This is a genomic window from Microcystis sp. LE19-84.1B (genome assembly GCF_027531875.1).
Taxonomy (GTDB): Bacteria; Cyanobacteriota; Cyanobacteriia; order Cyanobacteriales; family Microcystaceae; genus Microcystis; species Microcystis panniformis.
Genome location: NZ_JAPZSR010000246.1, coordinates 1 through 26,041, shown reverse-complemented (window position 1 = coordinate 26,041; position 26,041 = coordinate 1). Strand labels below are relative to the sequence as shown.

Here is a 26,041-nt window from a genome sequence, read left to right as displayed (position 1 = left end):
CTAGATGGTCATTGGGTTATGACCTGTTTAAGTCTAACAGTATAGTGGATCTTTTCCTGACTGCCACAATTTAACCCTGATGTTTTACTATTTCTGTGGGTGCATCTCATTTTTGTCAATCTACTAAGTTGGGATTTTTCAGGGGAAACTCTCTTTTAAAATTGGGCATTACTTTCGATTTTATCACTCAATCCCAGCTTTTGGGGGGTTCTACCCCCCAAACCCTGGAGCGCATTAGTTTTTCGGTGGGATGCTTACAGACAGCTGCTGATACATTTGTCATCATTTAAAAGTCACTGATAATTGCTGATTGTCGGTATTTCTGCAAATGTGAGATGCACCCCATTTCTGTTTTGTCACACCGAAGTCTGAGGCTGATAGCTTGACCTTATAATAGTTAGGAATATGTAACTCAATCCATTGACTTTATGACCTTGCCTCTCGATGTTCCCACGGCGATTAATCAACGTCGTTCCATTAAAACTTTTACCACCGATCCCATCGCCCCGGAACTGCTGAAAACCCTAGTAGAATTAACCGTTGCCGCACCTAGTAGTTTCAACATCCAAGATTGGCGAATTATTTTAGTACAAGATGAGGCACAAAAGGCCGCTTTAGCCGAGGCCGCTTGGGGACAAAAGCAAATTATCCAAGCGCCGGTTACTTTTGTTTTCGCTGCCGATGCTGCCGCAGGAGGGGGAGATCTAACTCCCATCTATGAACAGGCTCTCAGTACAGGTGCCTGGGGCGAAGGCACGGTAAAATATTTTCAACAGGCAATCCCGGGATTTCAAAAGAATTTAGGCGAAAAAACCCGGGAATACGCGATTAAAGATGCCATGATCGCCGCCACTCATCTGGTTTTAGCTGCCGAAAGTCTCGGTTTATCTAGTTGTTTTCTCAACGGTTGGATCGAGGACAAGGTAAAAGCTGTGATTGGTGCTGCCGATCATCCCGATCTGGCGATCGCTGTTGTCGTTCCCATCGGTTACGCGGCGGAACCACGGCTTAATCCGGGGCGTTTACCCTTAGATTACAATGTTTTTGTGGATCGCTTGGGTAATCCCTATCAAATCTAAACTTTAGCGATGACTTTCTCTCCCTCAGCTTGGTTAACGCCCTTTTTTAACACTCCCCTTTGGCGCGCTGGGGGAGTGTCGATCACTCTTGGTTGGACTATTGGTATTCTTGTACTGTTTGTTCTTGTCACCTGTCTGACGATCGCTTTTAAAAGTTTACTAAAAAATCGTCTGCTGAAAAGTATCGGTTTTGATGAAGGTAATCGAGAAGCGATCGCAACTCTGGCTAGTTTCGCTTTTGGGGCTTTTGGTTATATTATCGCCCTACAATTGACTGGATTCAATCTCGCTTCGATCGCTGTTTTAGCCGGTGGTTTGGGGGTGGGTATCGGTTTCGGTTTGCAGGAGTTAACCAAAAATCTCACCAGTGGTTTAACTTTGTTGGTGGAACGCAAGTTAAAAGTGGGCGATTTTATCGAATTTGAGCAAACAAAGGGTTATATCCGGGAAATATCGATTCGTTCTACCACCATTCGCACTGTTGATGGTGCAGAGTTAATCGTTCCTAACACAATCTTAACTAGCAATCGCGTCCAGAATTGGCATTATCCCGACTCGCGCATTCGAGTCATTGTGCCGGTGGGAGTTGCCTACGGTACAGATCCTTTGATAGTGACGGAAATTCTGCTGCAATCAGCCTATATGTCGGTAGAAATTGCCTTTAATCCGCTTCCCAAGGTGATTTTTAACGGTTTTGGTGATAGTGCTTTAAATTTTGAGTTGTGGGTATGGGTGGAAAAAGTCGAACGGGCCGTTTTTATGAGAAGTTCCCTACACTTCATTATCGAGCATAATCTGCGTCATCGGGGCATAACGATTCCTTTTCCCCAGCGAGAGTTATGGTTGCATAATACCGACAGTTTTGAGGCAGTTAAGGAACAGGATCAGGAGATAGTTAAACCTTCAAAACCGCTATCGTTAAAAGAAATGTTATTGGAGGTGAGTTACTTTAAACATTTTAACGATCTGCAATTGCGTGTATTAATTGAAATGGGTTGTCGTAAACATCTGCATGACGGGGATATTTTAATTAGACAGGGAGAAAGAACTAATTATTTCTGTATTGTTTTGCAGGGACAAATGGATGCTTTTTATGAAAACGATAAAATCAGTCGTAAGATTTTTACTTTTAATAAAGGTCAATATTTTGGGGAATTACCGTTAATGTTAGAGGTTCCCTATCCCACCACTATGCAAGCAGTGGGGGAAACCTTGTTATTTTTGCTCGATCGTCAGGGGTTTCAGCATCTTATCACTACTTATCCGGCTCTAGCGGAGGAATTCACTCAGGCAATCGCCCAACGTCAGGAGGAATTGGGCGAATGTCAGCAGAAATTGCGAGAAATGGGGCTTTTAGACTCGGAAGACCTGAAAAATCCCGTCTCTTGGCTGCGACAACGGTTAAAGAGCTTTTTTGCGGCTTAAAAGGGGATGAGAACAGATTTACAGCCTTTCTCCTATAGCAGTTATCTTAATGATGAGGTACGAAACTGAGGATAGGGAGTCGCTACCTGCGGACAACTGGTAAGATATCCCTGTTGTTTTCAGGGATGAGAAGATGTGGACTTCCAAACCCCCTCATACTCCCAGTCAAACCAAAATTTAAGTTATACTTCATCTATTTTAGCTTTTAATAGCAGGCTAGGGAAAAATCCTAAAATCCGAAAGAATAACCGATTTTTAACTTTAATTGACTTTGAGCATGGCCATTAGTGGCAATATATCCCTCGATACCCCAATCGATCACACCTTGGCGATTAATTTGCTGACGAATTCCCATACCAGTGCGAATTAAAACCCCACCATGACTATTATCGCTGGTAATTACGCCCAATTCTGCTAAAAAAGTGCGATCAAAACGTTTCGGATAACCAATTGGTCGCGAGTAACCGAGAATTGCTGCCGGTAAAAAAGATTGATCGCCGTCATCGGGATCGGTTTTTATGTTTAAATCGAGATTAAGATGCAAGCGATGGAATTGACCAACAGTTTTACTGGCAATTCCCCGCAGACGAAAATCTAATCCCCTAGCATTATTTCCCGTCGGTAATCCTAAATCGGTACGAATGGCAAAAGCGGGAACATTATCGTATTCACGATTGAAATTATAGAAAAAACCTACAGATAAATTTCCCACATCAAAATCCGTATCATCACTATTAACTCGACCTCCCACCTGCGGATCGATGCCGATAATAATATGACCATTGCGAATAATACCGTTGAGGTATTCAATATCAAAATCACCCCCAAGATTACTATTTTCAGGAAAGACTAGACTTCCTCCAAATTCTATCGATTTTTCCCCAAAACCAAGACTTTCAGCATCATCAAAAGAAAGGGGACGACCGGAATCAAGATTGTTATGATCGTTGGCAAAAACTGGATTAGTAAAACTGGCAACTAAACCCACAGCAATTAATAAAAATCTTCTCATTTTTTCAGTTCCTCTTGATCATTGCTGTCGTCAGGTTTTTTCTCTGTATTAGGAGGGTTTTCTGGAGAGTAATTTTCGTGATTATGGTGTTGGTGATCTCCCCCCTCATCTCCCTGAGAATTATCAGGTTTTTTCTCAGAATTATGAGGATTGTCGTGATTATGACCTTCGTGAGAAATATCTGCTGGCATTAATCCCATCCCCGGAATTCCTGACTCAAAACGATGATCATGTAGTCCTTCACCACCATAATTTTTTCCTGCTGCCATTCCTTGATGATTAGCGGCCATTACTAACCAAATAGCGCGGGTAATTTGTTCGTCTTTTTGTTGGGGAGTTAGCCAAGCTGATGCCAGAATATCATTAACCATATCGTGCAACATATGCAGGTTATCGAAGGTGTTAGATATTTCGGGAAAACGTCGGGCAAACTTGGGACTAAGTTCGGCAAACATCGGCATAAAAGCTCGATCGGTGCGATACAATTCCTGACTATGGTATTGTTTTCCTACCTGTTTATAAGCTTGTTTTTGTTCTTCTAGCGTCTTCTCATAGAGCAAGTCATACATTGTTCCTTGTAACCAATGGTAGCCCCAAAATAAGCCATTAACTTTCGGATATTTCTGGCGAAAGGCTTTAGAATAAGGCTGGGAATCCAGATAACCCATATTCATCGGTAATCCCGTAATCGCATAGGGAACTTTTGTCAAGTAAAATTGATATAATTTTTCAATTTCCGCCTCTTTTTCCTTGTTGGTTAATTTGCTGCTGGCTAAAACATCAACGGTTTGAGCATGGAAAATATGCGCCCACTCGAAAACCTGTTCTAAAACACCGTATTTTCTGCCAAAAGTTGGGGAAATATTACCCTCGTCGGGCATAAATTTAGGCGGATTTTTTAAAACCCAATTAATTTTTTGGTATGTCTTAGTTTCTAAATCTTTCGCTTTTCCCGTTACGATATCTTCGTAAGCAAAGGCATGACCAACAGCGATCGCATTCAAGTCTAAAGCTAAATCTCTGACATTATAAATTGCATTGTTATAAACCCCTCTTTGGGGATAAATATGATTACGTTGCTTGTTATACATCCAAGCTGGTATATTGTCAGTAATTGCTTGTAAAGTCTGAGTTTGAGGTAAATCAAGATGTAAATGTTGAGCAATTACAGGAGTAGAAATCAGTGCTACAGTTACCAATAAAATCAACTTTTTCATGATAGTTAAACCTTGAGATTAGGGCAAATAAATTGATCGTCTTTTACAGGTGTATCCGTCCATTCTTGCAGGGTTTCGGTTAATTGTTGACGCAATAAAAGCAATTGTTCCACTTGTTGATCGATCTCAGCAATATGTTTAATTAATTTTTCCTGAATATCTCCACAGGGTAACTCACCATGGTCATGAATTATTAAACATTCGCGGATTTCTTGCAGACTTAAACCCAAAGATTGTAATCTCTTGACAAATAGCAAGCGATGGACAGTATCGGGAGTAAATAGGCGAAATTTTCCCTCTGTTCTCTCAGGGGACTGAATTAGTCCTAATTCCTCATAATAACGAATCGTTTTAATCGAAACACCACTTTCTAGGGAAAGTTGACCGATTCTGAGCATTATTTTTGCTACTTAATCCTATCGTTACCCTATTATAAAATCTCCCCCTGACTGGAGAATCAAGGGGGGGGGAAAGAAATATTTTTTTAACTGACTTTACACTCAACTCCAAAACCGACCAAGAGAACTTTTTCCAAGGGTTCCCCCTCCTTGGGACGTTGATAGTTAATAATTTTGCGAATTCGCAGGTCTGGATTGATTAAAGTAATTGAATCCACGGAAACACTGCGAGTATAATTGGTGGTCATTAATAACTCTCTGGTAGTGGAATCAAAGCGAAAAGCGGAGATAATTGGTCTTGCTTCTTCGTAGGCGCGATCACGAAGATAATCCCCTTCTAAATAACCGTTATTTTCTGCTTTAACCACAAATAAAAGATTAAGATTTTGTCGCACTTCTTCCCCTTTTTCCGAGATGGTATAGAAACCTAAATTAAACCCGGGGATACTTTCTAAATCCGCAATATCAGGATAGTTATTATCTGTCAGAACTTTCTGTTTAATCTCCCTAGTCAGGGGTTGAATGAGGAATTCAGTACGGGAACGTTCCACTTCTTGAGCAGCTAGATAATGATAGGTTCTTTCCGTTTGCCAACTACCGACACAATAGACAAAAAATTGCTGAAAAACTTCAGGATTCATAGACTTAATTCTCCTCTTGTCAGTATTTTAATTTTGAGTTATTTTATCAGTAACTTGTTCCCGATTTTCAAAACCATAACAATCTCGAACAAGATAAAGTGGCCGGCCCTTTACTTCCTCATAAACCCTGCCAATATATTCGCCAATAATACCAAGAGTCAGTAATTGAATTCCTCCTAAAAATAAGATAGCAACCATCAGAGAAGCGTACCCGGGTACATCGATTCCTAAAATAATAGTCCTGAGCATTAAAAAACTAGCATAAACAAGACTAACAAGTGCAATGATAAATCCTACATAGGTCCAGACTTTTAGAGGTAAAAAACTAAAAGAGGTAATACCATCGATGGCAAAATTCCATAATTTCCAGTAATTCCATTTAGTTTGTCCTTGATACCGGGGTTCTCGATCGAATAAAATTGATGTCTGTTTATATCCCACCCAAGCAAATATTCCTTTCATAAATCTTTGACGTTCGGGCATCTTTTTAATTGATTCTACCACTCGGCGATCAATCAAGCGAAAATCTCCCGTATTAGGGGGAATAGGAACCCGACTTAATTTATTAATGACTTGATAGAAACCTTCTGCTGTAAAACGTTTCAACCAACTTTCGCCAATTCTAACCCGACGGGACGCATAAACCACATCATAACCCTGCTGCCATTTTTCGATCATTTCGGCAATTAATTCGGGGGGATCTTGTAAATCAGCATCAATAGGAATTACTGCCATCCCTTGACTGTAATCAATTCCTGCTGACATGGCAATATCTTTACCAAAATTACGGGATAAATTAACCACTTTAATTTGTCGGTAAAGTTGATGATATTCCAGGAGATTTTTGAGAGTATTGTCACGACTACCATCATTGACGCAAACGACCTCATAACTGGTATTTACTGTCTCTAAAACCGCTAAAAGTCGCCTAAAGAGAGCATCGATATTTTCTTCTTCGTTATACAGAGGAACAACAACAGAGATTTTCACCGGTATTTGATTTGATAGCATATTAATTGACAAAAAACTAGAGAAATTGTCTAACAAATATCAGCAGTCAAAACTTGTTCGTACTTAGTGGATGCTTGCTGCCAAGTATAATTATCTTCGATTAACTTGCGAGCGTTTCTAGATAATTTTTCTCGTAACTCTGCCGATTCAAAAAGACTACTAATCGCCGTACAATATTCCTCAATACTATTAGCCCTTAAGGCTGCTAAAGGAACATTATTTCCTTCCACTGTTAACCCTTCTAAACCTCGATCGCTGGCCACCACCGGCACTCCCGCAGCCATAGATTCTAGGGTTTTAAACTTCATTCCAAAACCCGTTCTTAGGGGAATAACTGCCACAGTTGCCTGATGAAGATAGGTGGTCATTGATGGTACTCGTCCCGTCACAATCACTCCTTTTAACTTAGTTAATTCTTGCACTTCTAGGGATGGATTAGCACCGACTAGAGTTAAAGTAGTATCGGGGTAAGTAATTTGAATACGAGGTAAAATTTCCCTAGCTAAAAAACAGGCCGCATCGATATTAACCCAATAATCTAACCCACCGATAAACACTAAATTATGTCCAGCAGGCTCCTCGGTACGATAGGGAAATAAATCTAAATCGACTGCATTAGGAATTAAATAAATCTCTTTCTTAGGAGCGAATTCTCGCATTTGTTTTTGATCATCATCGGTGGTGACGACAATTTTTGAGAATTTCTGCACAGTTTTTTGTTCGTAGCGACGCAGGAGAGGAAGGTAGAGACGATCCCGTAATTTTTGACTAGAAATCCCAATTTCTAATTGACTTTTGCAGGTTTGATAGAGGGAACTATGCACATCAATTACTGTCCTAATTTGCCGTTGCCATTCGGAACGAATATAAATTTCATTAACGCTATGTTCACTGGTAATGACTGAGAATTTTTGACTCTTAACTGCCCTATCTATCCAGTTCTGCATCTCTTGAGAATAGCCAAAAAGTACATTGGGAGGGGTTCCCGTTTTCAGGAATTGAGCTAATCTTTGCAGTTTAGCAATTATTCCAGTTGTGGCATCTTGAGGACGGGGAAAAACTACCAATTCACTAACAAAGTTACCTAACTTTTCTACCTCCTCATCGCTGACATCAGCAGTACGCTGACCGATGAGAGTAATATCATGATTTTTGCTGAGATACTTGAGTAAATTAAAAGTTCTGCCCTGAGTTCCTCCTTTGCTGGGTGGATAGGGAAAGGTGGAACTAATCATTAAGATATTCATGGCTATTTCTCTAAACGATTTTCTACCATCATGCGGACAATATCAGTCATTTTGTATTGTGCTTGCCAACCTAATTTTTCCTTAGCTTTGTTGGGATTGCCGCGACTAATGGCTAAATCTGTTGGTCTTAATAAACTTCGATCGGAAATTACATGATCTTGCCAATTTAAGCCAACAGTAGCAAAAGCTGTGGCCACAAAATCCTCCAGTTTTGAACTTTCTCCCGTGGCAATGACGTAATCATCGGGTTGCTCCTGTTGCAGCATTAAATACATCGCTTCAACGTACTCCGGTGCCCAACCCCAATCCCTTTGAATATCCATATTTCCTAAGTGTAAATTCTCGGGACTTCCTTGGGCAATTCTAGCCACGGCAGCAATAATTTTTTGGGTAACAAAGCGCTCGGGACGCAGGGGAGATTCATGATTGAAAAGTATGCCTGAACAGGCAAAAATTCCGTAGGCTTCTCGATAATTAGCCACTTCCCAAAAAGCCGCCGATTTGGCCACAGCGTAGGGACTGCGAGGACGAAAAGGGGTATTTTCGTCGGCAGAATTATCGCCGATATCCCCGAAACATTCACTCGATCCTGCATTATATAATTTAATTTTTGCTCTGGTAAATCGAATTGCTTCTAAGAGATTTAAGGTTCCCGTGGCAATACTTTCTAAGGTTTCCACTGGCTGCTCGAAGGATAAACCCACAGAACTTTGTCCAGCCAAATTATAGACCTCATCGGGCTGAATTTTAATTAAGACCTGTAGGACACTGCGAAAGTCGTTCAGTGCCATCGATTCTAGTTTTACCTGTTCCTTGATTCCCAAACGTTTCAGGTTACTAAAAGATGACATTTGGGCATCCCGGGAGGTGCCACAAACTGTATAGCCTGCTTTTAACAGTAATTCGGCTAGGTAGGCTCCATCCTGCCCCGATATACCACAAATTAACGCTTTTTTACTCATTTATTTACAATAATTTACTTTTGAGGGTTTAACATCGCCTTGGCGGCTTCGCTTAAATAACCGATTTGTCCATAGGCATAGAGCAGATTATCAAAGCTTTTAGCAGGATCATTGATAAATTTGACAGATTTAATCAATCCTCTCACTAAACGCTCACCTCCTCGCCCAAATTGAGCCAATCCCGTCTTTCCTGCCACTTCTTCCCGGTAGTGTTCGCTGATGCCTTGCCACCAACTGCGACGCATAAACCATTGACGATTGATTCTTTCTGGGGCAACATTGTGTTCCACCAGTGCTGCGGGAAAATAGCCCACTTGCCATCCCTGGGCCAGTGCCAGTTCTGTGGTGTATAATTCCTCGTTAGATAGAAGTTTTTTGCCAATTCTTCCCAAATTAGGGTCAAAACCGCCAATCTTCTCCAAGAAATCTCGCCGAATTGAGTAATTAACCCCTCGCGGAGTTAAATTCGCTTGGCTGATATATACCACATTGTCGCCCAAATCGAAAGCCCCTAAACCCCCTGCTAACTCATCGGATAACCAATTGGGTTGACTGTAGCCTTGCGGCCAAATTAAGGTGACTTTTCCCCCTGCTACTGCCAGTTTTTCGTTATTTTCGTAAGCATTTAACAGAATTTGCAACCATTGAGGACTAGCGATCGCATCGTCATCCAAATAAGCTAAAATCGGCGCTCTAGTTTCCTTCGCCCCGCGATTTCTGGCGGTAGATAGCCCTAAAATAGGTTCGTAAACGTATTTTAGCCGCCCATCTCCCAGACGTGACTCGGCCACTTGACGGGTTTTATCGGTGGATGCGTTATCAACGACTAAAATCTCACAATCTGGGCAGGTTTGCGCTAAAAGACTATCGATCGCTGCTGCTAGGTAGTGATCGCGGTTGTGGGTACAGATAATCCCTGCTATTTTAGGAGCCATGGCTATCAAGGTTACTCATTCAATACCCTAAAACTTAACATTCCTTTGCAAAAATGTAAAAATGCTTGAGGAGACTCCGAGACAGGACACAGGAGACAGGAGATTGCTTTTTACTTATAGAGTTTCTCGTCAAGATGAAGTATAACCTAATTTGGTATTGACGACCGACTCCCCAAAAGGAAAACTTCCTATCTCACCATGAAGATAACTGCTATAACACTCTCCACTGATAACTGATAACTGATAACTGATAACTGAAAATATTATGCCGAAAGTAACTATTTGTATTCCCACCTATAACCGCGCCGATTATCTCAGCTATTCGATTAATAGTGTCTTGCGGCAGACTTATGAAGATTTTGAGTTAATTGTTTGTGATGATGGTTCTTCTGATCATACCCCAGAAGTGGTGGCAGCATTTCTGGATTCGAGAATAATTTATCTGCGTCATCCCCAAAATCTTGGTAGAAGTTTAAATATGCGATCGGGTTTTACGGCTGCTCGGGGAGAATATTTTATTAAATTCGATGATGATGATGGACTAACTCCTGAATTTTTAGCGAAAACTGTCCCTATTTTAGATCAAGAAAAAAACGTTGATTTTGTCTGTACCGATCACTGGATTATTGATAAATTTGGACAAAAAGTTGCCTCAGCAACCCAAGCAAATTCAGCTAAATGGGGCAAAGACAGATTACAACAAGGGATTATTCCTGATTTACAAAGACAAACTTTTTCCTATCAAAGTTTACAGGTGGGTTCGACTCTTTTTCGTTATCAATCTTTAGTCGATGTGGATTATATGCGCTCTCAAGCGGATGGTTGTGAAGATTTTGATTTATTAGTGCGTTTAGCTTTAGCGGGAAAACAAGCTTATTTTCTGCCAGAATTATTAATGGAATATCGTTTCCATGGCGGTCAAACTAGCTTAAAACAAGCAGTTCACTTTTTGCAAGCAAAATTGTTTTGTACAGAAAGTTATCAATTTAATGATGTAAAATTAGAGGAAGAAAGAGTGAAAAAGGCGGCTTTTTTACAGGAATCTTTGGGAATAAAGTTAATTGAAAAGGGAGAAACCGAAGCTGGGCGAGTTTTAATAGAAAAAGCCTCGCAATTGTCAGGAAAATCCCGACGGGCCAGACTAGGTTTACTGCTTTCCTATTTACCTCTGAACTTGAGACAATTAGCTTTTCAAGGTTTCCGTCAACTACGCCCCAAAGATTACGCCGAACAGGTGAGATCTGTATAAACTATAATTTATAGCAGTTATCTTATGTCGATACCAAATTAGGTTACACTTCATTTTTGTGACCAACGCTACCAGTTTTAAAAATTAACTATCTATGGATACTATTCATGTTACAGGAATTCGTGCCTACGGTTACACAGGATATCTGGCCGAAGAACAGGTTTTAGGTCAATGGTTTGAGGTGGATTTATCCCTAGAAGTTGATATCAGCATTGCTGGCAAAAGTGACGCAATTGAAGATACTCTAGATTATCGACAGGCGATCGAAATTGTCAAACACCAGATTGAAACCAGCAAATTTGCCCTAGTGGAAAAATTGGCCACGGTTATCGCTGAGGATATCCTACAACTCGATCGAGTGCGACAGGTAAGAGTACAATTATCGAAACCTGCCGCCCCAATTCCCCATTTCACCGGTAAAATCACCATCGATATTACTAGATATCGTTGAGTTTACGGGTATTATCGACTAAACTTCGCGCAAAAGCGTCAAAACGTTGGGAAAGCTTCTCGTCAAGGATTTCTCCTTCTTCGTTGAAGACTTTCCACGCTTGTCCTAAGCCAATTTGTTCCGGAATTACCCAAGCGTGAACCCAACGGAGAATGATTCTTAAGTCATTTAGGGCGTTACTATTGGATTGGCCGCCTAAAACACTGATTAACCCAGCAACCTTTCCCGATAACTCCTCAAAACTCATTAAATCTAGGGCATTCTTCATCACACCACTGACACTGCCATGATACTCTGGTGTCGCCAAAATTAATCCCGCTGCCGATTTAACCGTTTGCTGCATTTTGGCCACATCGGGATAGTCAGAATAGTCATCTCCCCCGTTACAGAAGGGTAAAGAGAGTTTTCTCAGGTCAATTATCTCCGTTTCTACTCCTAACGCCCCTACTCGACTGATAGCAACTTCTAACGCCATCGCACTATAGGATCCCGGGCGTAAACTGCCATTAATACCAACAATTTTGATCATAGAATTTATACGAACTCATAACGACTACATATAAGCTAACAAAAAAAGAGACAATTGGGGAAGCTTAGTTAAAAAAATATGTCGATGGGGCGGGGGGAGCGATCGATCTAAGTTTTAATGAGAATAGAAAGAAAGATTTATTCCATTTCCCCTGATTGCCATGCCAGAATTTCTCGATTTTCTCAAACATAAATACGCCTATGTGGCTATTGGTGAATTTAAACCGGGGTGTTTTTCCGAGGCCCAAAAACTCTACGAAAAGGCCGTTTCCACCTATTCTACGGGATTCCAGGGGGCTTTTCTGTTGCAAAAACCCGGAACCGACGAAGGAATTGCCGTAATCATCTGGGATAAAATCGATGATATGGAGGCAAATAAAAGCGAAGCCCATGAATTATTGCTGAAATCCATGGCTCCTCTGTTTGCGAAACCTCCTGTCACCGATTTTTACGAAGTATGTAGCGAGATAGAAGGTTCCCCCATTTAGGGATAATGTTTCTTTTCGGTGGCGATTAATTTGGCGGCTAAAACCCCGCCTAGAAAGCCAAATAAATGTCCTTGCCAAGAAATCCCCGGACGGGAAGGCAAAACGCCCCAAATTGTGCCACCGTAGAGTAAGAAGACTAGAATTGACAAGAGTATAGAAGGAATATTTCTCTGGAAATAGCCTCGCAGTAATAAAAAACCTAAATAGCCAAAAATCAAGATACTTGCCCCGATATGGATGGATCCAGGAGTAGCAAATAACCAGACTCCTAACCCCCCCACCAGCATAGTTAACCCAGTCACAATAAAAAAGTCACTGGTTTCCTGTAACATCACCAACCAACCGAGAATCAGGAAAGGAACCGTATTAGCGATAAGATGGGGAAAGTCACCGTGTAGGAAAGGTGCGAAAAGAATACCCCGCAATCCGATGACTTGATGGGGAATAATCCCGAAATAGTCTAAACTGCCCCGAAAAACAAATTGATCTAAAATCTCTAACAGCCAAAAAATCGCCACAAAGGTAGCGAGGATTATTGCTTGGGTTTTTATTTCTTGCCGTGATCCTTGACTCATAAGATTGATGGATGAGCTATTTTTTCCCATTATAGCCCCCCACATCAGTTATCAGTTATCAGTTATCAGTTATCAGTTATCAGTGATTCAGTTACCAGTTAAGTAGGTGGGTGGAATTAAATATAAGATAAACGTAGGTTGGGTTGAAGCATGAAACCCAACGCCTGCATGGGTTACGCTACCGCTAACCCATCCTACAAATAATTGTGCCTCCCTACTTATCAGGTGTGAGTTATTAGTTTACTGTTTACTGTTTGCTGTGGGACAAAGAGAGGCTAATTGACAGGAAAAACAAGCGGGATTTCTCGCTTTACAAACCGCCCGGCCGTGGTAAATAATACTAATAGAAAAAGTTTCCCAATCTGGTTGAGGTAGTAAAGCCATTAAATCCCGTTCAATTTTCACCGGATCGTTATTAGTAGTTAAACCCAAACGATTACTTAAGCGCTTAACGTGGGTATCTACTGTCACCCCCTCAATCATCCCGTAAGCGTGAGCAAGTACCACATTAGCGGTTTTTCTAGCTACCCCGGGTAAAGTTAATAATTCCGCCATTGTCTTGGGTACTTCTCCCTGAAAATCCTTGAGGATTTTTTGACAAGCACCCTGAATATTTTTAGCTTTATTGCGATAGAATCCCGTGGAACGAATGAGAGTTTCTAACTCCTCTCGCTCGGCAAAAGCTAAGGATTTAGCATCGGGAAAACGAGCGAATAAAGCAGGAGTCACCTTATTTACCCGCTCATCAGTGCATTGTGCCGAGAGAATAACTGCCACCAATAACTGCACGGGAGTTTGATAATTTAAGCTACAGGTTGCCTCTGGATATAATTGCTTTAAGTTGCTTAAAATCTCTAGGGCGCGCAGTTGAACTTCAGTTTTTTTTCGAGAGGCCATCACTGGAATAAATCCTGAAAAACTGCTAGGTTAGCCGTGTCGCGCACGATTAAGAAAACTCCCAATCCTAAGAGTAAAACTAGACCTGTTTGCATGATGTTATCTTGCAGTTTAGTTGGGAGAGGTTTACCTACCAAAGCCTCGATTAATAAAAATACTAATTGACCACCATCAAGAGCAGGTAAAGGCAGAATATTAATCACCGCTAAGTTAATACTAATTAGGGCGGCAAATTGAAAAAGATTACCCGCATCATTACGAGCGATCGCTGCTCCGTATTCGACAATTTTAACCGGTCCTGCTACCTGTTGAACACTGTCTTTAAAGTTACTAACTAACTGCCCAAAACCTTGAACGGTTAATAGGGTTAATCGTTGAAATTCACCCGCACCCAAGCTAAAAGCTTGCCCAAAATTATCGGCTTTCAGGCGAGTTTCTTCACCGTTAGGAGCCAATCTAACCCCAATTTTACCCTGACCATCACTTCCCAATTCAGGAGTAACGATTAAATTGAGAGTTTCTGTCGGGCGTTTGATGGTTAATTTTAGGGGTTGATCGGGGGAAGATTGAATAATGTCACGGAAGTCAATAATGGCATTTTGAGAAGCACCAAGGGGCTGATCATTGATAGCGAGAACGATATCCCCTGCTTGTATTCCCGCTTGTTTAGCGACAGAATTTTCAGCCGTAAAAACTTCAGGAATAATTACCCCTTCTTGATAGTTAATTTGGGGAAACCCCACGGTAGCGACTTGGGTAACAAGCAAAAAATAGGCAAAAATTAAATTAGCAATTACCCCGGCACTAATGACGATAGCTCGATCAAAAACAGGACGATTGCGTAATAAATCAGGATCGTTATTGGGAATTTGACTATCGGGATCGTCATCAGGAAAACCAACGTAACCCCCTAAAGGAATGGCGCGGAGGGCGTATTCTGTTTCTTTGCCTTGATATTTAGCTAAAGCTGGACCAAAACCGATGGAGAAGCGATTAACATGGATAGATTGCCAACGAGCAGCGGCAAAATGACCTAATTCGTGAACGACAATTAATAGGGCAAGTACACCGATCGCTATTAAAACTGACATGATGATCAAAATATAATGACTTAGCTTTTGTTTATTGTAAGCGATCCTCCCCAACAGATTGCAAAAAATCTTGAGTTATCGCTAATTTTTCGATTATTTAAGTAGGTAGGCGTTAAAAATTATCAGATCCCCCCGCCTATCGGCACCCCCCTTATCAAGGGGGGCAGGGGGGATCGAACCTAAAATCCATTTTTAATTTAATTATAACCAGCTACTTATGCTAAAAGTGATCTTAACTGCCTAATCTGACCCGAAGGAGAGCGATCGATGCCTTTGAGTGAGCGCGCCCAGCAATTAATCCCAAAAGCAAAAATCATCAGTTTCGCTGATTGGCCCTATCAGCAAGCAGCGATCGCTATTTGGCAACAAGCGGATGAGCAAACTTGCTATCTCAGTGATAGCGATTTAGATACTATCGTCAATTTAGAGCCTGATTTACTTGTTTCTAGTCAACAAGCTCGAAAACTGCGGGATAATGCTACTTTTATCGTTGATAACGATCGGGCAATGATTTCGGGGTTAGAAGCCTTAAAACAATACAGCTTAGAGTATTTTAGCAACTCAGAAAAAAACGCAATTACTCCCTATTTCGATCACTTAATTACGGTTATGAAAAAGTTTTAAAACCTAGGCATTTAATCTGTGTTAAAATAGTGAGGCCAACAGTTAAAAATGCCGCTCACCGAGGTTAAAACTCCGTTGAAACTCTCAAATCATCAGCGCAAGTAAACCTCTTGGGACCACCAAAAACCTCGATCGAGTACCTAGCGGATCGAGGCAGTTTATAAAAGTAAGGGAGATTAAACCTCTTGCATAATTAATTTTTGAGGGTTCAAAAACGGCACAAATAAGGATTAAATTGCATAAAATCTGTAAATAGACCATTTAATTGATTATTATTCATTTTTAATTGTCCTGGCTACTGACTCCTAACCCTAACAACAATTTTTGATTTTTACAAGAGGTCTATTCTATGGATGCCAAAGCGAAATTACTGGAATTGATCGCTGGTAGAAATCGCGGACTCCTGGCCACGGAAAGCGACCGCGTGCGGATTTTAGCGGCGATCGAACAATTGGAGGATCACAATCCCCATCCCCATCCCCTCGAAGTTAAACAACTATTAGGGGGCAATTGGCGTTTGCTATTCACCAGCAGCCGCAACATTCTGGGAATAGATCGCCTACCTTTTTTTCAATTAGGGCAAATTTATCAATATCTCGACCTGAACAAGGCCAAACTCTACAATATCGCCGAAATTATCGGCCTAGCTTGGCTAGAAGGGGTAGTAATCGTCTCCGCTACCTTTGAACCCACATCCGAGCGTCGGATAATGGTCAAATTTGAGCGATCGATCCTCGGTCTGCAACGTCTTCTCAATTATCATTCTCCCCAAGAATTTATCGATGCGATCGAGAGTGGCCAAAAATTCCCTCCCCTCGATTTTTCTGTCAATAATCGCCAACAAACAGGTTGGCTCGATATCACCTATCTCGATGAATATCTCCGCATCGGCCGCGGCAGCGAAGGCAGCGTCTTTATTCTCGCTAAGGAAAAAACCTAACTTCAGAGCCGTCAGGAGTCAGGCTTGTATCAGTGATCAGTGATCACTGATCAGATGTGAGTTTTCAGTTCACTAATTAGGGCTTACTGTTTACTGTTCACTGAAAATACTCCCCACACCCGACACCGGACACCCCACTTGCTCCCCCAGATGAATGCCCCGATCGGTTAGAATCAAAATATGGGAAAAAAATTATTTATTTTCGGGAACCTTTACTGACTTCTCCCGTCCTCAAGCTCTGAGTGAGGAGTTTATATCCTTAGAGGAAATCCCATGAGTCAATCGATTCCAGCATCTTGGTCACTTGAGTCCAAACAGTCTCAAAACCCCGTGTCCCCTGACAAACTCTCCAACTACGATCTAATTGCACGCTGTCAGGAAGGGTGTCAGCCAGATCGAGCAGCTTTTGCGGAACTGCTGCGGCGCTATCAAGCTCATATTGATAAATTACTCTATCATTTGGCTCCCGATTGGCAAGATCGCGCTGATTTGGCTCAAGAGGTCTGGATTCGCGTCTATCGCAATATTAACCGTCTCCATGAACCCCTCAAGTTTCGCGGTTGGTTAAGTCGCATTGCTACTAATCTTTTTTACGACGAATTGCGGAAACGCAAGCGGGTTAATCACCCCATTTCTCTCGATGCTCCCCGGCGCGTGGAAGATGGCGAAATCGATTGGGATATCGAGTCCGATTACCCCAGTCCCGATGAACATCTCACCACCCACGAATTCTACGATCAATTGCAGGCGGCGATCGCTGGTTTACCAGAAGCTTTTCGGACAACTATTATTCTGCGAGAAATTGAAGGCATGGCCTACGAAGAAATTGCCGAGATGACGGGAGTTTCTTTAGGAACTGTTAAATCTCGCATTGCTCGCGCTCGCGCTAAATTACAATCTGTTTTACAGCCCTATTTTACAGAAGGCTAAAGAATATTGTGGTGATTCGGCACTAACGGCCGAAGTGAGGAGTCGTTAAATTTAACTAGCTCCGTGCTGGTGAAAAGTGATTGCATACCGATCGCTTCTGGTCGAGGTCAACCATGAATAATTATCAACCCGAAGATGTTCAATGGATAAAGTCTTTGTTACGTCACGATGACAGCGATTCCGACTCCGCAGCCGAGGATATTTTATTCTTAGATGAGGATAACGAAGAAGCTCATCGTTTCGATTTAATTAGCGCCTATATTGATAACGAAGTAACGGTAGAGGAAAGGAAGCTAGTTCAGCATTGGTTAGACCATGATGCTGCCGCTAAAAAACTCTATCGGCAGCTCTTGGGATTACAAACTAATTTAAAGCAAATTCCCGTACCGGCTACTATGGCCAGCGACCGATTAGCAGAACAGGTGTTCAGAAAAGTCGATGGTCAGCGTCGTCGGCAATATTATGTTTATGGTGGCGCAATTTTCACCGCTATGGCGATCGCTGTTGGCTCCTACTTCGTCTCGGGACGCAATGCTCCCCTCTCCCAAATGGCGAGCAGTCCGAGCAGTATTAGCCAAGAGGGAGACAATTTGATGATTGCTCTTAACCATCCAATTATGGAGATTCCCACAACGGAACAGCCAAAAGAGAATGGCCAAAGGTAAGGTCTATGGAGATAAATGCCAGCATTCTCGTGCGATCGCCCAATCTTCCGCCGTAGCAATTACCATCACTCGTACTTTAGATGTGTCGGTGGCGATATCCTCATCCTGGGGACGAGCGGCATTTTTAGCCAAATCTAACTCTAAACCCAAAAAAGACCAGCCTTGACTGGCTTTTTCCCGTACTAAAGCTGAATTTTCGCCGATTCCTGCCGTAAATACCAAGACATCTAACCCCTCTAGAGAAGCGATCATCGATCCGATTAAACTTTTCAGGCGATGAATATACATCTCAAATGCTAATTTTGCCCTCTCGTTCCCTTCGGCCATCGCCGTGGTAATTGCCCGCATATCCCCAGAAATACCCGAAATTCCCTTTAAACCCGATTCTTTATTGAGTAAGCTATTTAAACTATCGGGATTATATTGATATTCTCGCTCTAGATAAATCAGAATCCCTGGATCGATCGAACCGCTGCGGGTTCCCATCATCAATCCCTCTAGGGGAGTAAATCCCATAGTAGTATCGATACTTTTACCCCCCTTGACTGCCGATAGGGAAGCGCCATTGCCTAGATGACAGATGACCATTTTCAAGGATTCTAGGGGTTTTCCTAACAATTCGGCGGCCCGTTGGGAGCAGTATTGATGACTGGTGCCATGAAAACCATAGCGACGGATTCCCAGTTCACTCCATTGGTAGGGAATGGGATAAAGAGAAGACTCAGGAGGGATAGAACGATGAAAAGCGGTGTCAAACACTGCTACTTGAGGAACATCGCCTAAAACTTGCTCGATCGCTTCAATTCCTTCTAAATGAGCGGGATTATGGCTAGGAGCAAGGGGAATCAGCTTTTTAATCGTTTCTTTGACTTGGGGAGTGATCATAGTTGCCTGGGAATATTCCGTGCCACCATGGACAACTCGATGACCGACGATACTAATGTCGGCGAAATTAGCCAGTACCTTAGTTTCGCCAGTGACTAAGGTATCTAACATCCGAGCAATTGCCGCCGGACGATCCTGACTAGAAAGATTAATTTCCTGTTTAATTCCCTTGGCTTTTACCGTTAAAACCCCGTAATCAGGGTTAACCGTCCAATCGATCCCCGCTGCCCAAATTGGTTGGGGAGGATGGGAGGGGAAAAAATCTAAATCGTATAAACAACTTTTTTGACTGCTCGATCCCGCATTTAAGACCAGAATTTTCATAAAAAAGCTCAATTAGGAAGTGGGCTATGCCGATCATAATCAAACTCAGGTTAAGCCTAGATAAAATCGCTGACTTTTCGGGTTTTTCTTCAAGAAAATTTTATCCGGCTGTCATCACCCATGCTTGACTCGGGCAATATTACAAAACTTTATCAAAAAAAAGTCAAAATAGAGCCTCTAGGGTTATAAAATACAAGAATGCCCCTTGTGAAATTGATCCAAGAAGCTACCTCTGATGCAAGTTAAGGCCTTTACATTGGATTTAGAGCTAGTTCTCGTCCTTTTCACCAGTGGAATGTCAACATCGCACCACGAATCTCTAGAACGGATTTTTTGCGTATTCTAGATAACCGTGATTACTAGAGGATTTCTTAAGTATGTCAGAGGTTACTGCCGTTACAGATGCCACCTTTAAAGACGAAGTTTTAGATAGTGCCGACCCTGTCCTAGTGGATTTCTGGGCTCCTTGGTGCGGCCCTTGTCGAATGGTGGCTCCCGTTGTCGAGGAAATTGCCAAACAGTTCGAAGGGGAAGTCAAGGTGGTGAAACTCAACACCGACGAAAACCCCAATATCGCTAGTCAGTACGGGATTCGCAGTATTCCTACTCTGATGATCTTCAAAGGAGGTCAAAAAGTCGATATGGTGGTCGGGGCTGTACCTAAAACCACTTTAGCCAATACCTTAAATAAATACCTGGAATCTGATGATCCGCAAAAGGGGTCAAAAAGTTGATCTGGTGGTTGGGGCTGCACCGAAAACTACTTTAGCTAATACCCTAAATAAGCATTTGGGGGTTGACTAGGTTTTCTGGTAACGCATACCGGGTAACTGAGTCACTAAACCCATTAATTCTAATTCCAATAATATCCCCGCCACTTCTGAGGTGGGGATTTGCATTTTTTCAACAATAATGTCAAACAACAGGGGATCTCGGTTAAATAACTGATACACTTGTGCTAGTCTAGGTTCTAGATTGACTGGAGGAGCAGCATTAACGACCGGGGATGTCTCTGGAGGGAGTGAAGGGGAGGGATTCACTGGTGCGGATTGGTTCGTGGTGGGAATTGCCCCCAACATTTCTAATAATTTCTCCTCAGAAACGATAATTTCTGCTCCCTGATGAATCAGTTGTAAACAACCCCTAGCGGCGGCAATATCGGGAGAATTGGGTAAAGCATAGATATCGCCGCCAAATTCGTTAGCATAACTGGCCGTAATCAGGGAGCCTGACCTTTCGGGGGCCTCGATAACAATCGTGGCGCGACTTAAACCGGCGATAATGCGATTACGACTGGGAAAATGGGCTTTATTCGGCTGCGTTGCCGCAGGATGTTCACTAATGACTAAACCCTGCTTTTGGATGTCCGCCTGTAGCTGCCGATGACGACTAGGATAAACCACATCGACCCCTGTTCCCAAGACGGCTATCGTTCTTCCCCCTGCTTTTAAACAGCTTTGGTGTGCCTCGCCATCAATTCCTTCGGCCATGCCAGAAACAATAGTAAATCCCTGTTGGGCCAAAAGGGTACTTAAGCGCCGCGCCCAGCGCCGGCCGTGATCCGTGGGGTTACGAGTACCCACAATGGCGACGGTGGGGATATTTCCCTGATTTTCCTCTAAATTGACCTTTCCTTGATAGTAAAGTAAGGGGGGAGGACTGGGAATTTCCCAGAGAAAGCGGGGATATTCTGGGTCGCTAGGAGTCCAAAAAAGGGGGTTTTTCTGGATATGTTCGGCGAAAAGAGCTTCTGGGTCAATTTGCGATCGCCCTTCCCGTACCGCTGCCATTGACTTTTTGCCGAATCCTGCCACTTCTGCGATCGCAGTATCGGTGGCATTCCAGGCCACAGCGACACTGCCGAAATGCTGATAGAGTCGTTTCAGGGAAATTGCCCCAACTCCAGCAATACTTGACCATGCTAACCAATAAACGCGCTCGTCTGTCAATTTAAAAAGCTCCTCAAACCAAGTAATATTTTCAGTCGGTTAAAACTGACTGCGGCCAGATGACCTTAATTTATTTTAATCTTGCCGGAATACTTTCCATTAGTTGTTGAGGTATTGTTGAGCCTCGTCCATGTCTTTCACTTTTTTAACAGGTGAATAAGTTGTTCTTGATCTTCTGGGGTAAGTTGTTCGGTTGCTTCTAGTATTTCTGCAAAAGTGGCTTGAGTCATGGTTTTAGTTGGTTATAGTGGTCTTTGGAGCCAATTGTAGCAGTAACAGTAGAATATGTTAGCATAGCGTAACGGATAATAATATGAAAATGTATAAAATGTTTCACATTAAAAGGCACGTTAGGTAACGTATCCTAAAAGATCGGTGGTTGCGTTTTTTCAAGAAAAATGCTATGATATCTAGAAGTAGAGTAAATGAGTTATTATGTCATCTTTAGTGCTTAAACAGCATATTGAAGTAACACCTGGTGTTTGTGGCGATAAACCTCGTATTGCTGGACATCGGATTAAGGTACAAGACATTGTTATTTGGCATGAAAGAATGGCGATGTGTCCTGATGAAATTGTTTATAATTATCCAACGATTACTTTAGCTGATGTTTATGCAGCTTTAGCTTATTACCATGAGCATCGAGAAGAAATTCGCCAAGATATTGAATCCAGCGAAAATTTTGCTAAACAGTTACAAGGGGATAAACCTTCATTGGTCGAAAAACTTTTAAAGGGAAATAATGGCCAATAAGCTTAAGTTTAACCTAGATGAAAGCGTCTCTAATGCGATCACTAAAGGTTTAAGAATGCGAGGGATTGATGTTACAACTTCTCCAGAAAAAGGACTGATGGGGTCTTCCGATGAGGAACAATTAGCATATGCTTTATCGCAAGGCCGAGTCATTTTTACTTTTGATGATGATTTTCTGGTTTTGTCTTCAATGGGATTAGAGCATTGGGGGATTATTTATTCACATCAACGTCAATCTATTGGCAAAATTATTAGTGATTTAGTTTTAATTTGGGAATGTTTAGAGCCTGATTATATGTATAAAAATGTTGAGTTTTTATAAAAATCATAATTCAGAAAAAAAGGTACGTTGGGTAACGCAATTTACAAGCAGGAGAATCGGACATGGTAGTTATTTTTAGGTGACAGAGAAGGGAGAAGAAAATAGATTACCTTATCAATCCGAGAAACGCGATATATAACCTCCTGTGGAACAAAAAAGCAATGAAGAAAAGACATTTTCATCATATCATCTAAACCCGATGGGTTCTGTCAGGTAGGGGATAGAAGATTTAACTATGTCTATAGAGTTATTGGGGTTTAGTTTTACTAGGAATCAGAATTAATGACCAGTAGGTGACAGCCTCTGGATCGATTTCGGTAATCGGAATAATTTGCTGATTGGGTAGGGTTGCTCGTTCGATGTAGAGGGCGCGTTCTAATAATCCTAATTCCTGGAGAATATCACGAACTTTAGCGAAATGTCTGCCTAATTTAATAATCGCTGCTGCATCGATAAATGCTAGGCGATCCCGCAATATTTCCGCCTCTAAAGTAGCGGGCATAATACTAAATACGTCATTTCGATAAGTGATAGGTACACCCAGCATTGCTGCACTTGCCATCACTGAAGAAATACCCGGCACGACTTCAATGGAAAAGCGATCGCACAAGCGATTAAAGATATACATAAATGTGCCATACAACATCGGATCGCCCACACATAAAACCGCCACATCTCGACCTAAGTTTAACTGTTCGGCGATATTTTCGGCGGCAATATCATAATGAGGTTGAGAACTGCGCTCGACACTAAAAGGCAAAGGCATGGGAATTTCTATCTGCTCGGGACGGATAAAATCCGAGACAATTGCCCGTGCCAAAACTTTGCCACTTTCTAAGGTAGGATAAGCAATTACTGGAACAGTTGTGAGAATCCGGTGTGCTTTTAGCGTCAACAATTCGGGATCACCGGGACCGATTCCTAATCCATAAAGTTTGCCTAATTTATTCATAATTCGTTCTCTTTTGCTAAAGCATTGACTGCTGCTGCTGCGATTGCGCTGCCTCCCCTACGTCCGTGCAGGGTAATAAATGGCACGCCACGACTATTAGTTGCTAATTCTAATTTCGACTCTGCCGCTCCTACAAATCCCACGGGAAAGCCTAAAATCAAAGCCGGTTTATCTACATTTTGATCGAGCAATTCTAGTAGGTGAAAAAGTGCGGTCGGTGCATTACCAATGGCTACCACTGCTCCAGTTAAATGAGGTCGCCAAAGTTCTAAAGCGGCAGCGGACCGGGTATTATTAATTTGCCGTGCTAACTGGGTTACTTCTGGATGATTGAGGGTACAAATAATCGGATTATTTTTAGGTAAACGGGCTTTGGTAATGCCATTAGCGACCATTTGAGAATCACAGAGAATTGCTGCACCCCCAGCGAGGGCATTTCGTCCGATTTTAACCGCGTCTGGTGATGCTTCTAAATCTTCTGTTATGTCTGTCATCCCGCAGGAATGAATTAGACGAACTGCCACATGAGCTAAATCATCGGGGAGATTTTTCCAGTTAGTTTCAGCCCGAATAATAGCAAAAGATTTGCGGTAAATTTCTTCACCATTCTTAATGTATTCCATTCTATTCATCTAAATTTTTCGATTTTTGGGAGCTTAAAATTTGGGCTATGAGCGGGGTAATCTTGGTAAATTCTCCCTCAAATATGGGTGTTTCTAATAATTTTTGACTATCACCCATATAGACTTGATAAGCTTCCATTATTTGGCCATTTTCCTCGATGGTAGTTCCTAAAAGGGTAATTTCGGCTGGACCTGGTTGAGCGCAGGATTTAGCACAACCTGTCAAGTGAATATTAACAGGAGAATTGCAGGTTAAGTGTTCCTGCAAATAATCTGCTAGGAGAGAAGCATGAATTTGAGTTGCAGTGGCCGCTGCTGCACAACCCGGTTTACCGCTACAGGCAACTATCCCCGCATCCCATCCGGGAGAAGCGGATAATCCTAGTGATGCCAGTTTTGGCAACAATTCTGACACTTTTTCATCGGGAATATCGGGTAATATAACAGTCTGCCAAGGGGTTAATCGTAACTGACCACTGCCAAAAGTTTCTGATAGTGTCGCTAATCCCCATAGTTGATTAGCCGTCAATTGTCCTAATCTTAATGATAGACCAATATAAGACAATCCGGGTTGCTTTTGAGGATGAATTCCCAGATGAAAATAGGGTTGAGTAGAATGGGCAGTTTGCTGGCATTCTTGCCAGTCTATTATTCCAGTATAATTCCGATGTAATTGGGAGTTAACTTGTTCGAGATATTTTGTCAATCCCCAATCTTTGAGTAGGTGTTTCATCCGCGGTTTTTTCCCCTTGATGTTAGGGGTTTGTTGAACATAATCGAGATAAACCGTTACTAAAGCTTTGACCACAGCTAAACAGTTTTCTGGCTCAATTAATAAGTCCGTTTCATATAACTGTTTATCTCCTGCAAGTGCTAATCGAAAGCAAACAATAGAAGTTAAATTTGTCGGATTATTGAGGGCAATTGCTGATAGATGAATCTCGTTATAGCGGTGTTGCCAGGCCATAGTTGAACCAGTGCCAATTCCCACTGCACCACCGCCATCGATCCCGATACTAAATTTAGGACTTAGTTGGGCAATTGATGGATAATTTTGGATAAAATTATCTAATTCTTGGACTAATGGACGAGTATCGATCAATTCTTGGCAGTCAATTCCAGCCGTGGGACTGGACATTATATTACGCAGATGATCGATACTGGGATTATGGGCAGCTAACCCTAATTTTTGCAGGGTTTGAAATTCTTCTAAACTGGGGGATTTTTGCAGTCCGCGAATTTGCAGATTTGCCCGATTGGTAACTTGTATTGTACTCTGCCATTGTTCGAGCCAAGTGGCGATCGCTTTTCCCTGTGGAGAATTGAGCCATCCACCGGGGGTGCGGAGACGAATTAAAAACCCATCCTGGGCAGCAGTTCCATAAAATAAACCGGGACAAGCATTTGCTTTAACTAACCAATTCACCGTTGTTTGTTCTCCATGCGACGCAGAGAAGTAGTTAGAAAATTAGTTGTCTATACTACCGATCAAAAGCTTGTAATTGGTATTCTGACTCGCAAGGAAAAAGGGAAGATGTACTCTTTTTACTTTTTACTTGATTACAGCTGCGGCACAGTACCAGAATTGCACTGGACTTTCCCAAAGACAAGTTTAAGGATTATACCATGTTTTTGGTTGAAACTCAGTATCGTTAAGAATCGCTACATTTTCCCCCCTTTGTGCCAAGACAAATAAACCTTGACGATAAGCATATTTATCCGCTCCTTCTTCGATTTCAATGCCTGCTACTGCCCCATATAATTGTTTGTGGTTATATTCGGGAAAAAATTGCCTAAATTCTGTTAGATTCTTGATTAATTCTTTGACATCATCTACACTTAAACTACTTTTGACTTCCACTACTAGC

At 42.0% G+C, this 26,041-nt stretch carries 29 protein-coding genes, 1 pseudogene and 1 riboswitch; of the genes and pseudogenes, 12 read left to right on the top strand and 18 right to left on the bottom strand.

Annotated features, from left to right (window positions below; translation table 11 throughout):
• Positions 1-428: 428 nt before the first annotated feature.
• Together O9324_RS14245 and O9324_RS14240 are read left to right on the top strand one after the other, a co-directional pair.
• Positions 429-1,079, top strand: a complete 651-nt coding sequence (locus O9324_RS14245; protein ID WP_288140512.1) for a nitroreductase family protein — start codon at positions 429-431, stop codon at positions 1,077-1,079.
• A gap of 9 nt (positions 1,080-1,088) precedes the next feature.
• Positions 1,089-2,504 carry a mechanosensitive ion channel domain-containing protein gene (locus O9324_RS14240; protein WP_147069992.1) on the top strand — a complete coding sequence of 472 codons (1,416 nt, stop codon included), beginning with the start codon at positions 1,089-1,091 and terminating at the stop codon, positions 2,502-2,504.
• Positions 2,505-2,733: 229 nt separating this feature from the next.
• Here O9324_RS14240 and O9324_RS14235 read toward each other — a convergent pair whose 3' ends face one another.
• The 8 genes from O9324_RS14235 to O9324_RS14200 all read right to left on the bottom strand — a co-directional run bounded on the left by O9324_RS14235 (position 2,734) and on the right by O9324_RS14200 (position 9,927).
• Positions 2,734-3,516 carry a hypothetical protein gene (locus tag O9324_RS14235; RefSeq protein ID WP_147069990.1) on the bottom strand — a complete coding sequence of 261 codons (783 nt, stop codon included), beginning with the start codon at positions 3,514-3,516 and terminating at the stop codon, positions 2,734-2,736.
• Complete coding sequence (locus O9324_RS14230; RefSeq protein ID WP_287730176.1) at positions 3,513-4,733, bottom strand: hypothetical protein; 1,221 nt, start codon at positions 4,731-4,733, stop codon at positions 3,513-3,515. Before O9324_RS14230 ends, O9324_RS14235 begins: the two co-directional genes overlap by 4 nt.
• 5 nt (positions 4,734-4,738) lie before the next feature.
• Positions 4,739-5,131, bottom strand: a complete 393-nt coding sequence (locus O9324_RS14225; protein ID WP_288140511.1) for a MerR family transcriptional regulator — start codon at positions 5,129-5,131, stop codon at positions 4,739-4,741.
• Positions 5,132-5,217: 86 nt separating this feature from the next.
• Positions 5,218-5,772 carry a phycobiliprotein lyase gene (locus O9324_RS14220; RefSeq protein WP_288140510.1) on the bottom strand — a complete coding sequence of 185 codons (555 nt, stop codon included), beginning with the start codon at positions 5,770-5,772 and terminating at the stop codon, positions 5,218-5,220.
• A gap of 27 nt (positions 5,773-5,799) precedes the next feature.
• A complete protein-coding gene (locus tag O9324_RS14215) occupies positions 5,800-6,783 on the bottom strand; it encodes a glycosyltransferase family 2 protein (protein WP_288140509.1) in 984 nt (327 codons plus the stop codon).
• 29 nt (positions 6,784-6,812) lie between these two features.
• The gene (locus tag O9324_RS14210; protein WP_288140508.1) at positions 6,813-8,030 is read right to left on the bottom strand and encodes a glycosyltransferase family 4 protein; all 1,218 of its coding nucleotides are present in this window, start codon (positions 8,028-8,030) and stop codon (positions 6,813-6,815) included.
• 2 nt (positions 8,031-8,032) lie between these two features.
• Positions 8,033-8,992, bottom strand: coding sequence for a GDP-mannose 4,6-dehydratase (locus O9324_RS14205; protein ID WP_287730168.1), 960 nt, complete (start codon positions 8,990-8,992; stop codon positions 8,033-8,035).
• Between the two features lie 14 nt (positions 8,993-9,006).
• The gene (locus O9324_RS14200) at positions 9,007-9,927 is read right to left on the bottom strand and encodes a glycosyltransferase family 2 protein (RefSeq protein ID WP_288140507.1); all 921 of its coding nucleotides are present in this window, start codon (positions 9,925-9,927) and stop codon (positions 9,007-9,009) included.
• Positions 9,928-10,192: 265 nt separating this feature from the next.
• Here O9324_RS14200 and O9324_RS14195 point away from each other — a divergent pair, with 265 nt between their 5' ends.
• Both O9324_RS14195 and folB read left to right on the top strand, forming a co-directional pair.
• Complete coding sequence (locus O9324_RS14195; protein WP_288140506.1) at positions 10,193-11,176, top strand: glycosyltransferase family 2 protein; 984 nt, start codon at positions 10,193-10,195, stop codon at positions 11,174-11,176.
• Positions 11,177-11,270: 94 nt separating this feature from the next.
• On the top strand, positions 11,271-11,627 hold the full coding sequence (folB, locus tag O9324_RS14190) for a dihydroneopterin aldolase (RefSeq protein WP_288140505.1): 357 nt from the start codon (positions 11,271-11,273) through the stop codon (positions 11,625-11,627).
• Here folB and O9324_RS14185 read toward each other — a convergent pair.
• Entirely contained in the window at positions 11,614-12,156 is a 543-nt protein-coding gene (locus O9324_RS14185; protein ID WP_288140504.1) for an NADPH-dependent FMN reductase, read from the bottom strand. The two genes, folB and O9324_RS14185, sit on opposite strands and share 14 nt — an antisense overlap.
• Positions 12,157-12,316: 160 nt before the next feature.
• On the opposite strand from O9324_RS14185, the gene O9324_RS14180 reads away from it, so the two are divergent.
• A complete protein-coding gene (locus tag O9324_RS14180) occupies positions 12,317-12,643 on the top strand; it encodes an antibiotic biosynthesis monooxygenase family protein (RefSeq protein WP_002759792.1) in 327 nt (108 codons plus the stop codon).
• Here O9324_RS14180 and O9324_RS14175 read toward each other — a convergent pair.
• From O9324_RS14175 to rseP, 3 genes are all read right to left on the bottom strand, one after another.
• A complete protein-coding gene (locus tag O9324_RS14175) occupies positions 12,640-13,248 on the bottom strand; it encodes a rhomboid family intramembrane serine protease (RefSeq protein ID WP_288140533.1) in 609 nt (202 codons plus the stop codon). The genes O9324_RS14180 and O9324_RS14175 overlap by 4 nt on opposite strands.
• 210 nt (positions 13,249-13,458) lie before the next feature.
• Positions 13,459-14,115: an endonuclease III gene (gene nth, locus O9324_RS14170; protein ID WP_043996909.1), complete on the bottom strand. Its 657-nt coding sequence runs from the start codon at positions 14,113-14,115 to the stop codon at positions 13,459-13,461.
• Positions 14,115-15,206: an RIP metalloprotease RseP gene (gene rseP, locus O9324_RS14165; protein WP_288140503.1), complete on the bottom strand. Its 1,092-nt coding sequence runs from the start codon at positions 15,204-15,206 to the stop codon at positions 14,115-14,117. The genes nth and rseP overlap by 1 nt, the downstream gene beginning before the upstream one ends.
• A 267-nt stretch (positions 15,207-15,473) precedes the next feature.
• On the opposite strand from rseP, the gene O9324_RS14160 reads away from it, so the two are divergent.
• From O9324_RS14160 to O9324_RS14145, 4 genes are all read left to right on the top strand, one after another.
• Positions 15,474-15,830 (top strand): globin family protein, encoded by a 357-nt coding sequence (locus O9324_RS14160; RefSeq protein ID WP_287628747.1) that lies wholly within the window; start codon positions 15,474-15,476, stop codon positions 15,828-15,830.
• A gap of 349 nt (positions 15,831-16,179) precedes the next feature.
• The gene (locus O9324_RS14155) at positions 16,180-16,770 is read left to right on the top strand and encodes a PAP/fibrillin family protein (RefSeq protein WP_288140502.1); all 591 of its coding nucleotides are present in this window, start codon (positions 16,180-16,182) and stop codon (positions 16,768-16,770) included.
• Between the two features lie 273 nt (positions 16,771-17,043).
• Positions 17,044-17,700 carry a sigma-70 family RNA polymerase sigma factor gene (locus tag O9324_RS14150; protein ID WP_002765828.1) on the top strand — a complete coding sequence of 219 codons (657 nt, stop codon included), beginning with the start codon at positions 17,044-17,046 and terminating at the stop codon, positions 17,698-17,700.
• Positions 17,701-17,813: 113 nt separating this feature from the next.
• Positions 17,814-18,365 carry an anti-sigma factor family protein gene (locus O9324_RS14145; RefSeq protein ID WP_288140501.1) on the top strand — a complete coding sequence of 184 codons (552 nt, stop codon included), beginning with the start codon at positions 17,814-17,816 and terminating at the stop codon, positions 18,363-18,365.
• Between the two features lie 3 nt (positions 18,366-18,368).
• Here the strand turns inward: O9324_RS14145 and O9324_RS14140 are convergent, their stop codons facing one another.
• A complete protein-coding gene (locus O9324_RS14140) occupies positions 18,369-19,574 on the bottom strand; it encodes an acetate kinase (protein ID WP_002765823.1) in 1,206 nt (401 codons plus the stop codon).
• Positions 19,575-19,951: 377 nt separating this feature from the next.
• On the opposite strand from O9324_RS14140, the gene trxA reads away from it, so the two are divergent.
• Complete coding sequence (gene trxA / locus O9324_RS14135; RefSeq protein WP_002765822.1) at positions 19,952-20,308, top strand: thioredoxin; 357 nt, start codon at positions 19,952-19,954, stop codon at positions 20,306-20,308.
• Between the two features lie 66 nt (positions 20,309-20,374).
• Here trxA and dprA read toward each other — a convergent pair whose 3' ends face one another.
• Positions 20,375-21,523, bottom strand: a complete 1,149-nt coding sequence (gene dprA / locus O9324_RS14125; RefSeq protein WP_287628750.1) for a DNA-processing protein DprA — start codon at positions 21,521-21,523, stop codon at positions 20,375-20,377.
• 435 nt (positions 21,524-21,958) lie between these two features.
• Here dprA and O9324_RS14120 point away from each other — a divergent pair, with 435 nt between their 5' ends.
• Both O9324_RS14120 and O9324_RS14115 read left to right on the top strand, forming a co-directional pair.
• Positions 21,959-22,276, top strand: coding sequence for a DUF433 domain-containing protein (locus tag O9324_RS14120; RefSeq protein ID WP_002788280.1), 318 nt, complete (start codon positions 21,959-21,961; stop codon positions 22,274-22,276).
• Positions 22,266-22,598, top strand: coding sequence for a DUF5615 family PIN-like protein (locus O9324_RS14115; protein WP_002765819.1), 333 nt, complete (start codon positions 22,266-22,268; stop codon positions 22,596-22,598). Before O9324_RS14120 ends, O9324_RS14115 begins: the two co-directional genes overlap by 11 nt.
• Before the next feature lie 247 nt (positions 22,599-22,845).
• Here the strand turns inward: O9324_RS14115 and cobI are convergent, their stop codons facing one another.
• The 4 genes and pseudogenes from cobI to O9324_RS14095 form a co-directional block, all read right to left on the bottom strand.
• The gene (gene cobI, locus O9324_RS14110; protein WP_002788284.1) at positions 22,846-23,550 is read right to left on the bottom strand and encodes a precorrin-2 C(20)-methyltransferase; all 705 of its coding nucleotides are present in this window, start codon (positions 23,548-23,550) and stop codon (positions 22,846-22,848) included.
• Positions 23,547-24,173 carry a precorrin-8X methylmutase gene (locus tag O9324_RS14105; protein ID WP_288140532.1) on the bottom strand — a complete coding sequence of 209 codons (627 nt, stop codon included), beginning with the start codon at positions 24,171-24,173 and terminating at the stop codon, positions 23,547-23,549. The genes cobI and O9324_RS14105 overlap by 4 nt, the downstream gene beginning before the upstream one ends.
• 1 nt (position 24,174) lies before the next feature.
• The gene (gene cobG / locus O9324_RS14100) at positions 24,175-25,599 is read right to left on the bottom strand and encodes a precorrin-3B synthase (RefSeq protein WP_288140500.1); all 1,425 of its coding nucleotides are present in this window, start codon (positions 25,597-25,599) and stop codon (positions 24,175-24,177) included.
• A 57-nt stretch (positions 25,600-25,656) separates the two neighbouring features.
• Positions 25,657-25,815, bottom strand: a riboswitch (cobalamin riboswitch).
• A pseudogene (locus O9324_RS14095) lies at positions 25,786-26,041 on the bottom strand (DUF3782 domain-containing protein); the annotation flags it as partial. It overlaps the preceding riboswitch by 30 nt.

Excerpts from the sequence above, each read along its gene's own strand:
- O9324_RS14210 (WP_288140508.1), bottom strand. The coding sequence starts at position 8,030 with ATGAATATCTTAATGATTAGTTCCACCTTTCCCTATCCACCCAGCAAA.
- O9324_RS14155 (WP_288140502.1), top strand. The coding sequence starts at position 16,180 with ATGGATGCCAAAGCGAAATTACTGGAATTGATCGCTGGTAGAAATCGC.
- O9324_RS14245 (WP_288140512.1), top strand. The coding sequence starts at position 429 with ATGACCTTGCCTCTCGATGTTCCCACGGCGATTAATCAACGTCGTTCC.
- O9324_RS14145 (WP_288140501.1), top strand. The coding sequence starts at position 17,814 with ATGAATAATTATCAACCCGAAGATGTTCAATGGATAAAGTCTTTGTTA.
- O9324_RS14240 (WP_147069992.1), top strand. The coding sequence starts at position 1,089 with ATGACTTTCTCTCCCTCAGCTTGGTTAACGCCCTTTTTTAACACTCCC.
- O9324_RS14185 (WP_288140504.1), bottom strand. The coding sequence starts at position 12,156 with ATGATCAAAATTGTTGGTATTAATGGCAGTTTACGCCCGGGATCCTAT.
- nth (WP_043996909.1), bottom strand. The coding sequence starts at position 14,115 with ATGGCCTCTCGAAAAAAAACTGAAGTTCAACTGCGCGCCCTAGAGATT.
- O9324_RS14225 (WP_288140511.1), bottom strand. The coding sequence starts at position 5,131 with ATGCTCAGAATCGGTCAACTTTCCCTAGAAAGTGGTGTTTCGATTAAA.
- O9324_RS14180 (WP_002759792.1), top strand. The coding sequence starts at position 12,317 with ATGCCAGAATTTCTCGATTTTCTCAAACATAAATACGCCTATGTGGCT.
- cobI (WP_002788284.1), bottom strand. The coding sequence starts at position 23,550 with ATGAATAAATTAGGCAAACTTTATGGATTAGGAATCGGTCCCGGTGAT.
- folB (WP_288140505.1), top strand. The coding sequence starts at position 11,271 with ATGGATACTATTCATGTTACAGGAATTCGTGCCTACGGTTACACAGGA.
- O9324_RS14220 (WP_288140510.1), bottom strand. The coding sequence starts at position 5,772 with ATGAATCCTGAAGTTTTTCAGCAATTTTTTGTCTATTGTGTCGGTAGT.
- O9324_RS14175 (WP_288140533.1), bottom strand. The coding sequence starts at position 13,248 with ATGGGAAAAAATAGCTCATCCATCAATCTTATGAGTCAAGGATCACGG.
- trxA (WP_002765822.1), top strand. The coding sequence starts at position 19,952 with ATGTCAGAGGTTACTGCCGTTACAGATGCCACCTTTAAAGACGAAGTT.
- O9324_RS14215 (WP_288140509.1), bottom strand. The coding sequence starts at position 6,783 with ATGCTATCAAATCAAATACCGGTGAAAATCTCTGTTGTTGTTCCTCTG.
- O9324_RS14120 (WP_002788280.1), top strand. The coding sequence starts at position 21,959 with ATGTCATCTTTAGTGCTTAAACAGCATATTGAAGTAACACCTGGTGTT.
- O9324_RS14195 (WP_288140506.1), top strand. The coding sequence starts at position 10,193 with ATGCCGAAAGTAACTATTTGTATTCCCACCTATAACCGCGCCGATTAT.
- rseP (WP_288140503.1), bottom strand. The coding sequence starts at position 15,206 with ATGTCAGTTTTAATAGCGATCGGTGTACTTGCCCTATTAATTGTCGTT.
- O9324_RS14115 (WP_002765819.1), top strand. The coding sequence starts at position 22,266 with ATGGCCAATAAGCTTAAGTTTAACCTAGATGAAAGCGTCTCTAATGCG.
- O9324_RS14140 (WP_002765823.1), bottom strand. The coding sequence starts at position 19,574 with ATGAAAATTCTGGTCTTAAATGCGGGATCGAGCAGTCAAAAAAGTTGT.
- O9324_RS14200 (WP_288140507.1), bottom strand. The coding sequence starts at position 9,927 with ATGGCTCCTAAAATAGCAGGGATTATCTGTACCCACAACCGCGATCAC.
- O9324_RS14150 (WP_002765828.1), top strand. The coding sequence starts at position 17,044 with ATGAGTCAATCGATTCCAGCATCTTGGTCACTTGAGTCCAAACAGTCT.
- O9324_RS14105 (WP_288140532.1), bottom strand. The coding sequence starts at position 24,173 with ATGGAATACATTAAGAATGGTGAAGAAATTTACCGCAAATCTTTTGCT.
- O9324_RS14205 (WP_287730168.1), bottom strand. The coding sequence starts at position 8,992 with ATGAGTAAAAAAGCGTTAATTTGTGGTATATCGGGGCAGGATGGAGCC.
- O9324_RS14160 (WP_287628747.1), top strand. The coding sequence starts at position 15,474 with ATGCCTTTGAGTGAGCGCGCCCAGCAATTAATCCCAAAAGCAAAAATC.
- O9324_RS14235 (WP_147069990.1), bottom strand. The coding sequence starts at position 3,516 with ATGAGAAGATTTTTATTAATTGCTGTGGGTTTAGTTGCCAGTTTTACT.
- O9324_RS14230 (WP_287730176.1), bottom strand. The coding sequence starts at position 4,733 with ATGAAAAAGTTGATTTTATTGGTAACTGTAGCACTGATTTCTACTCCT.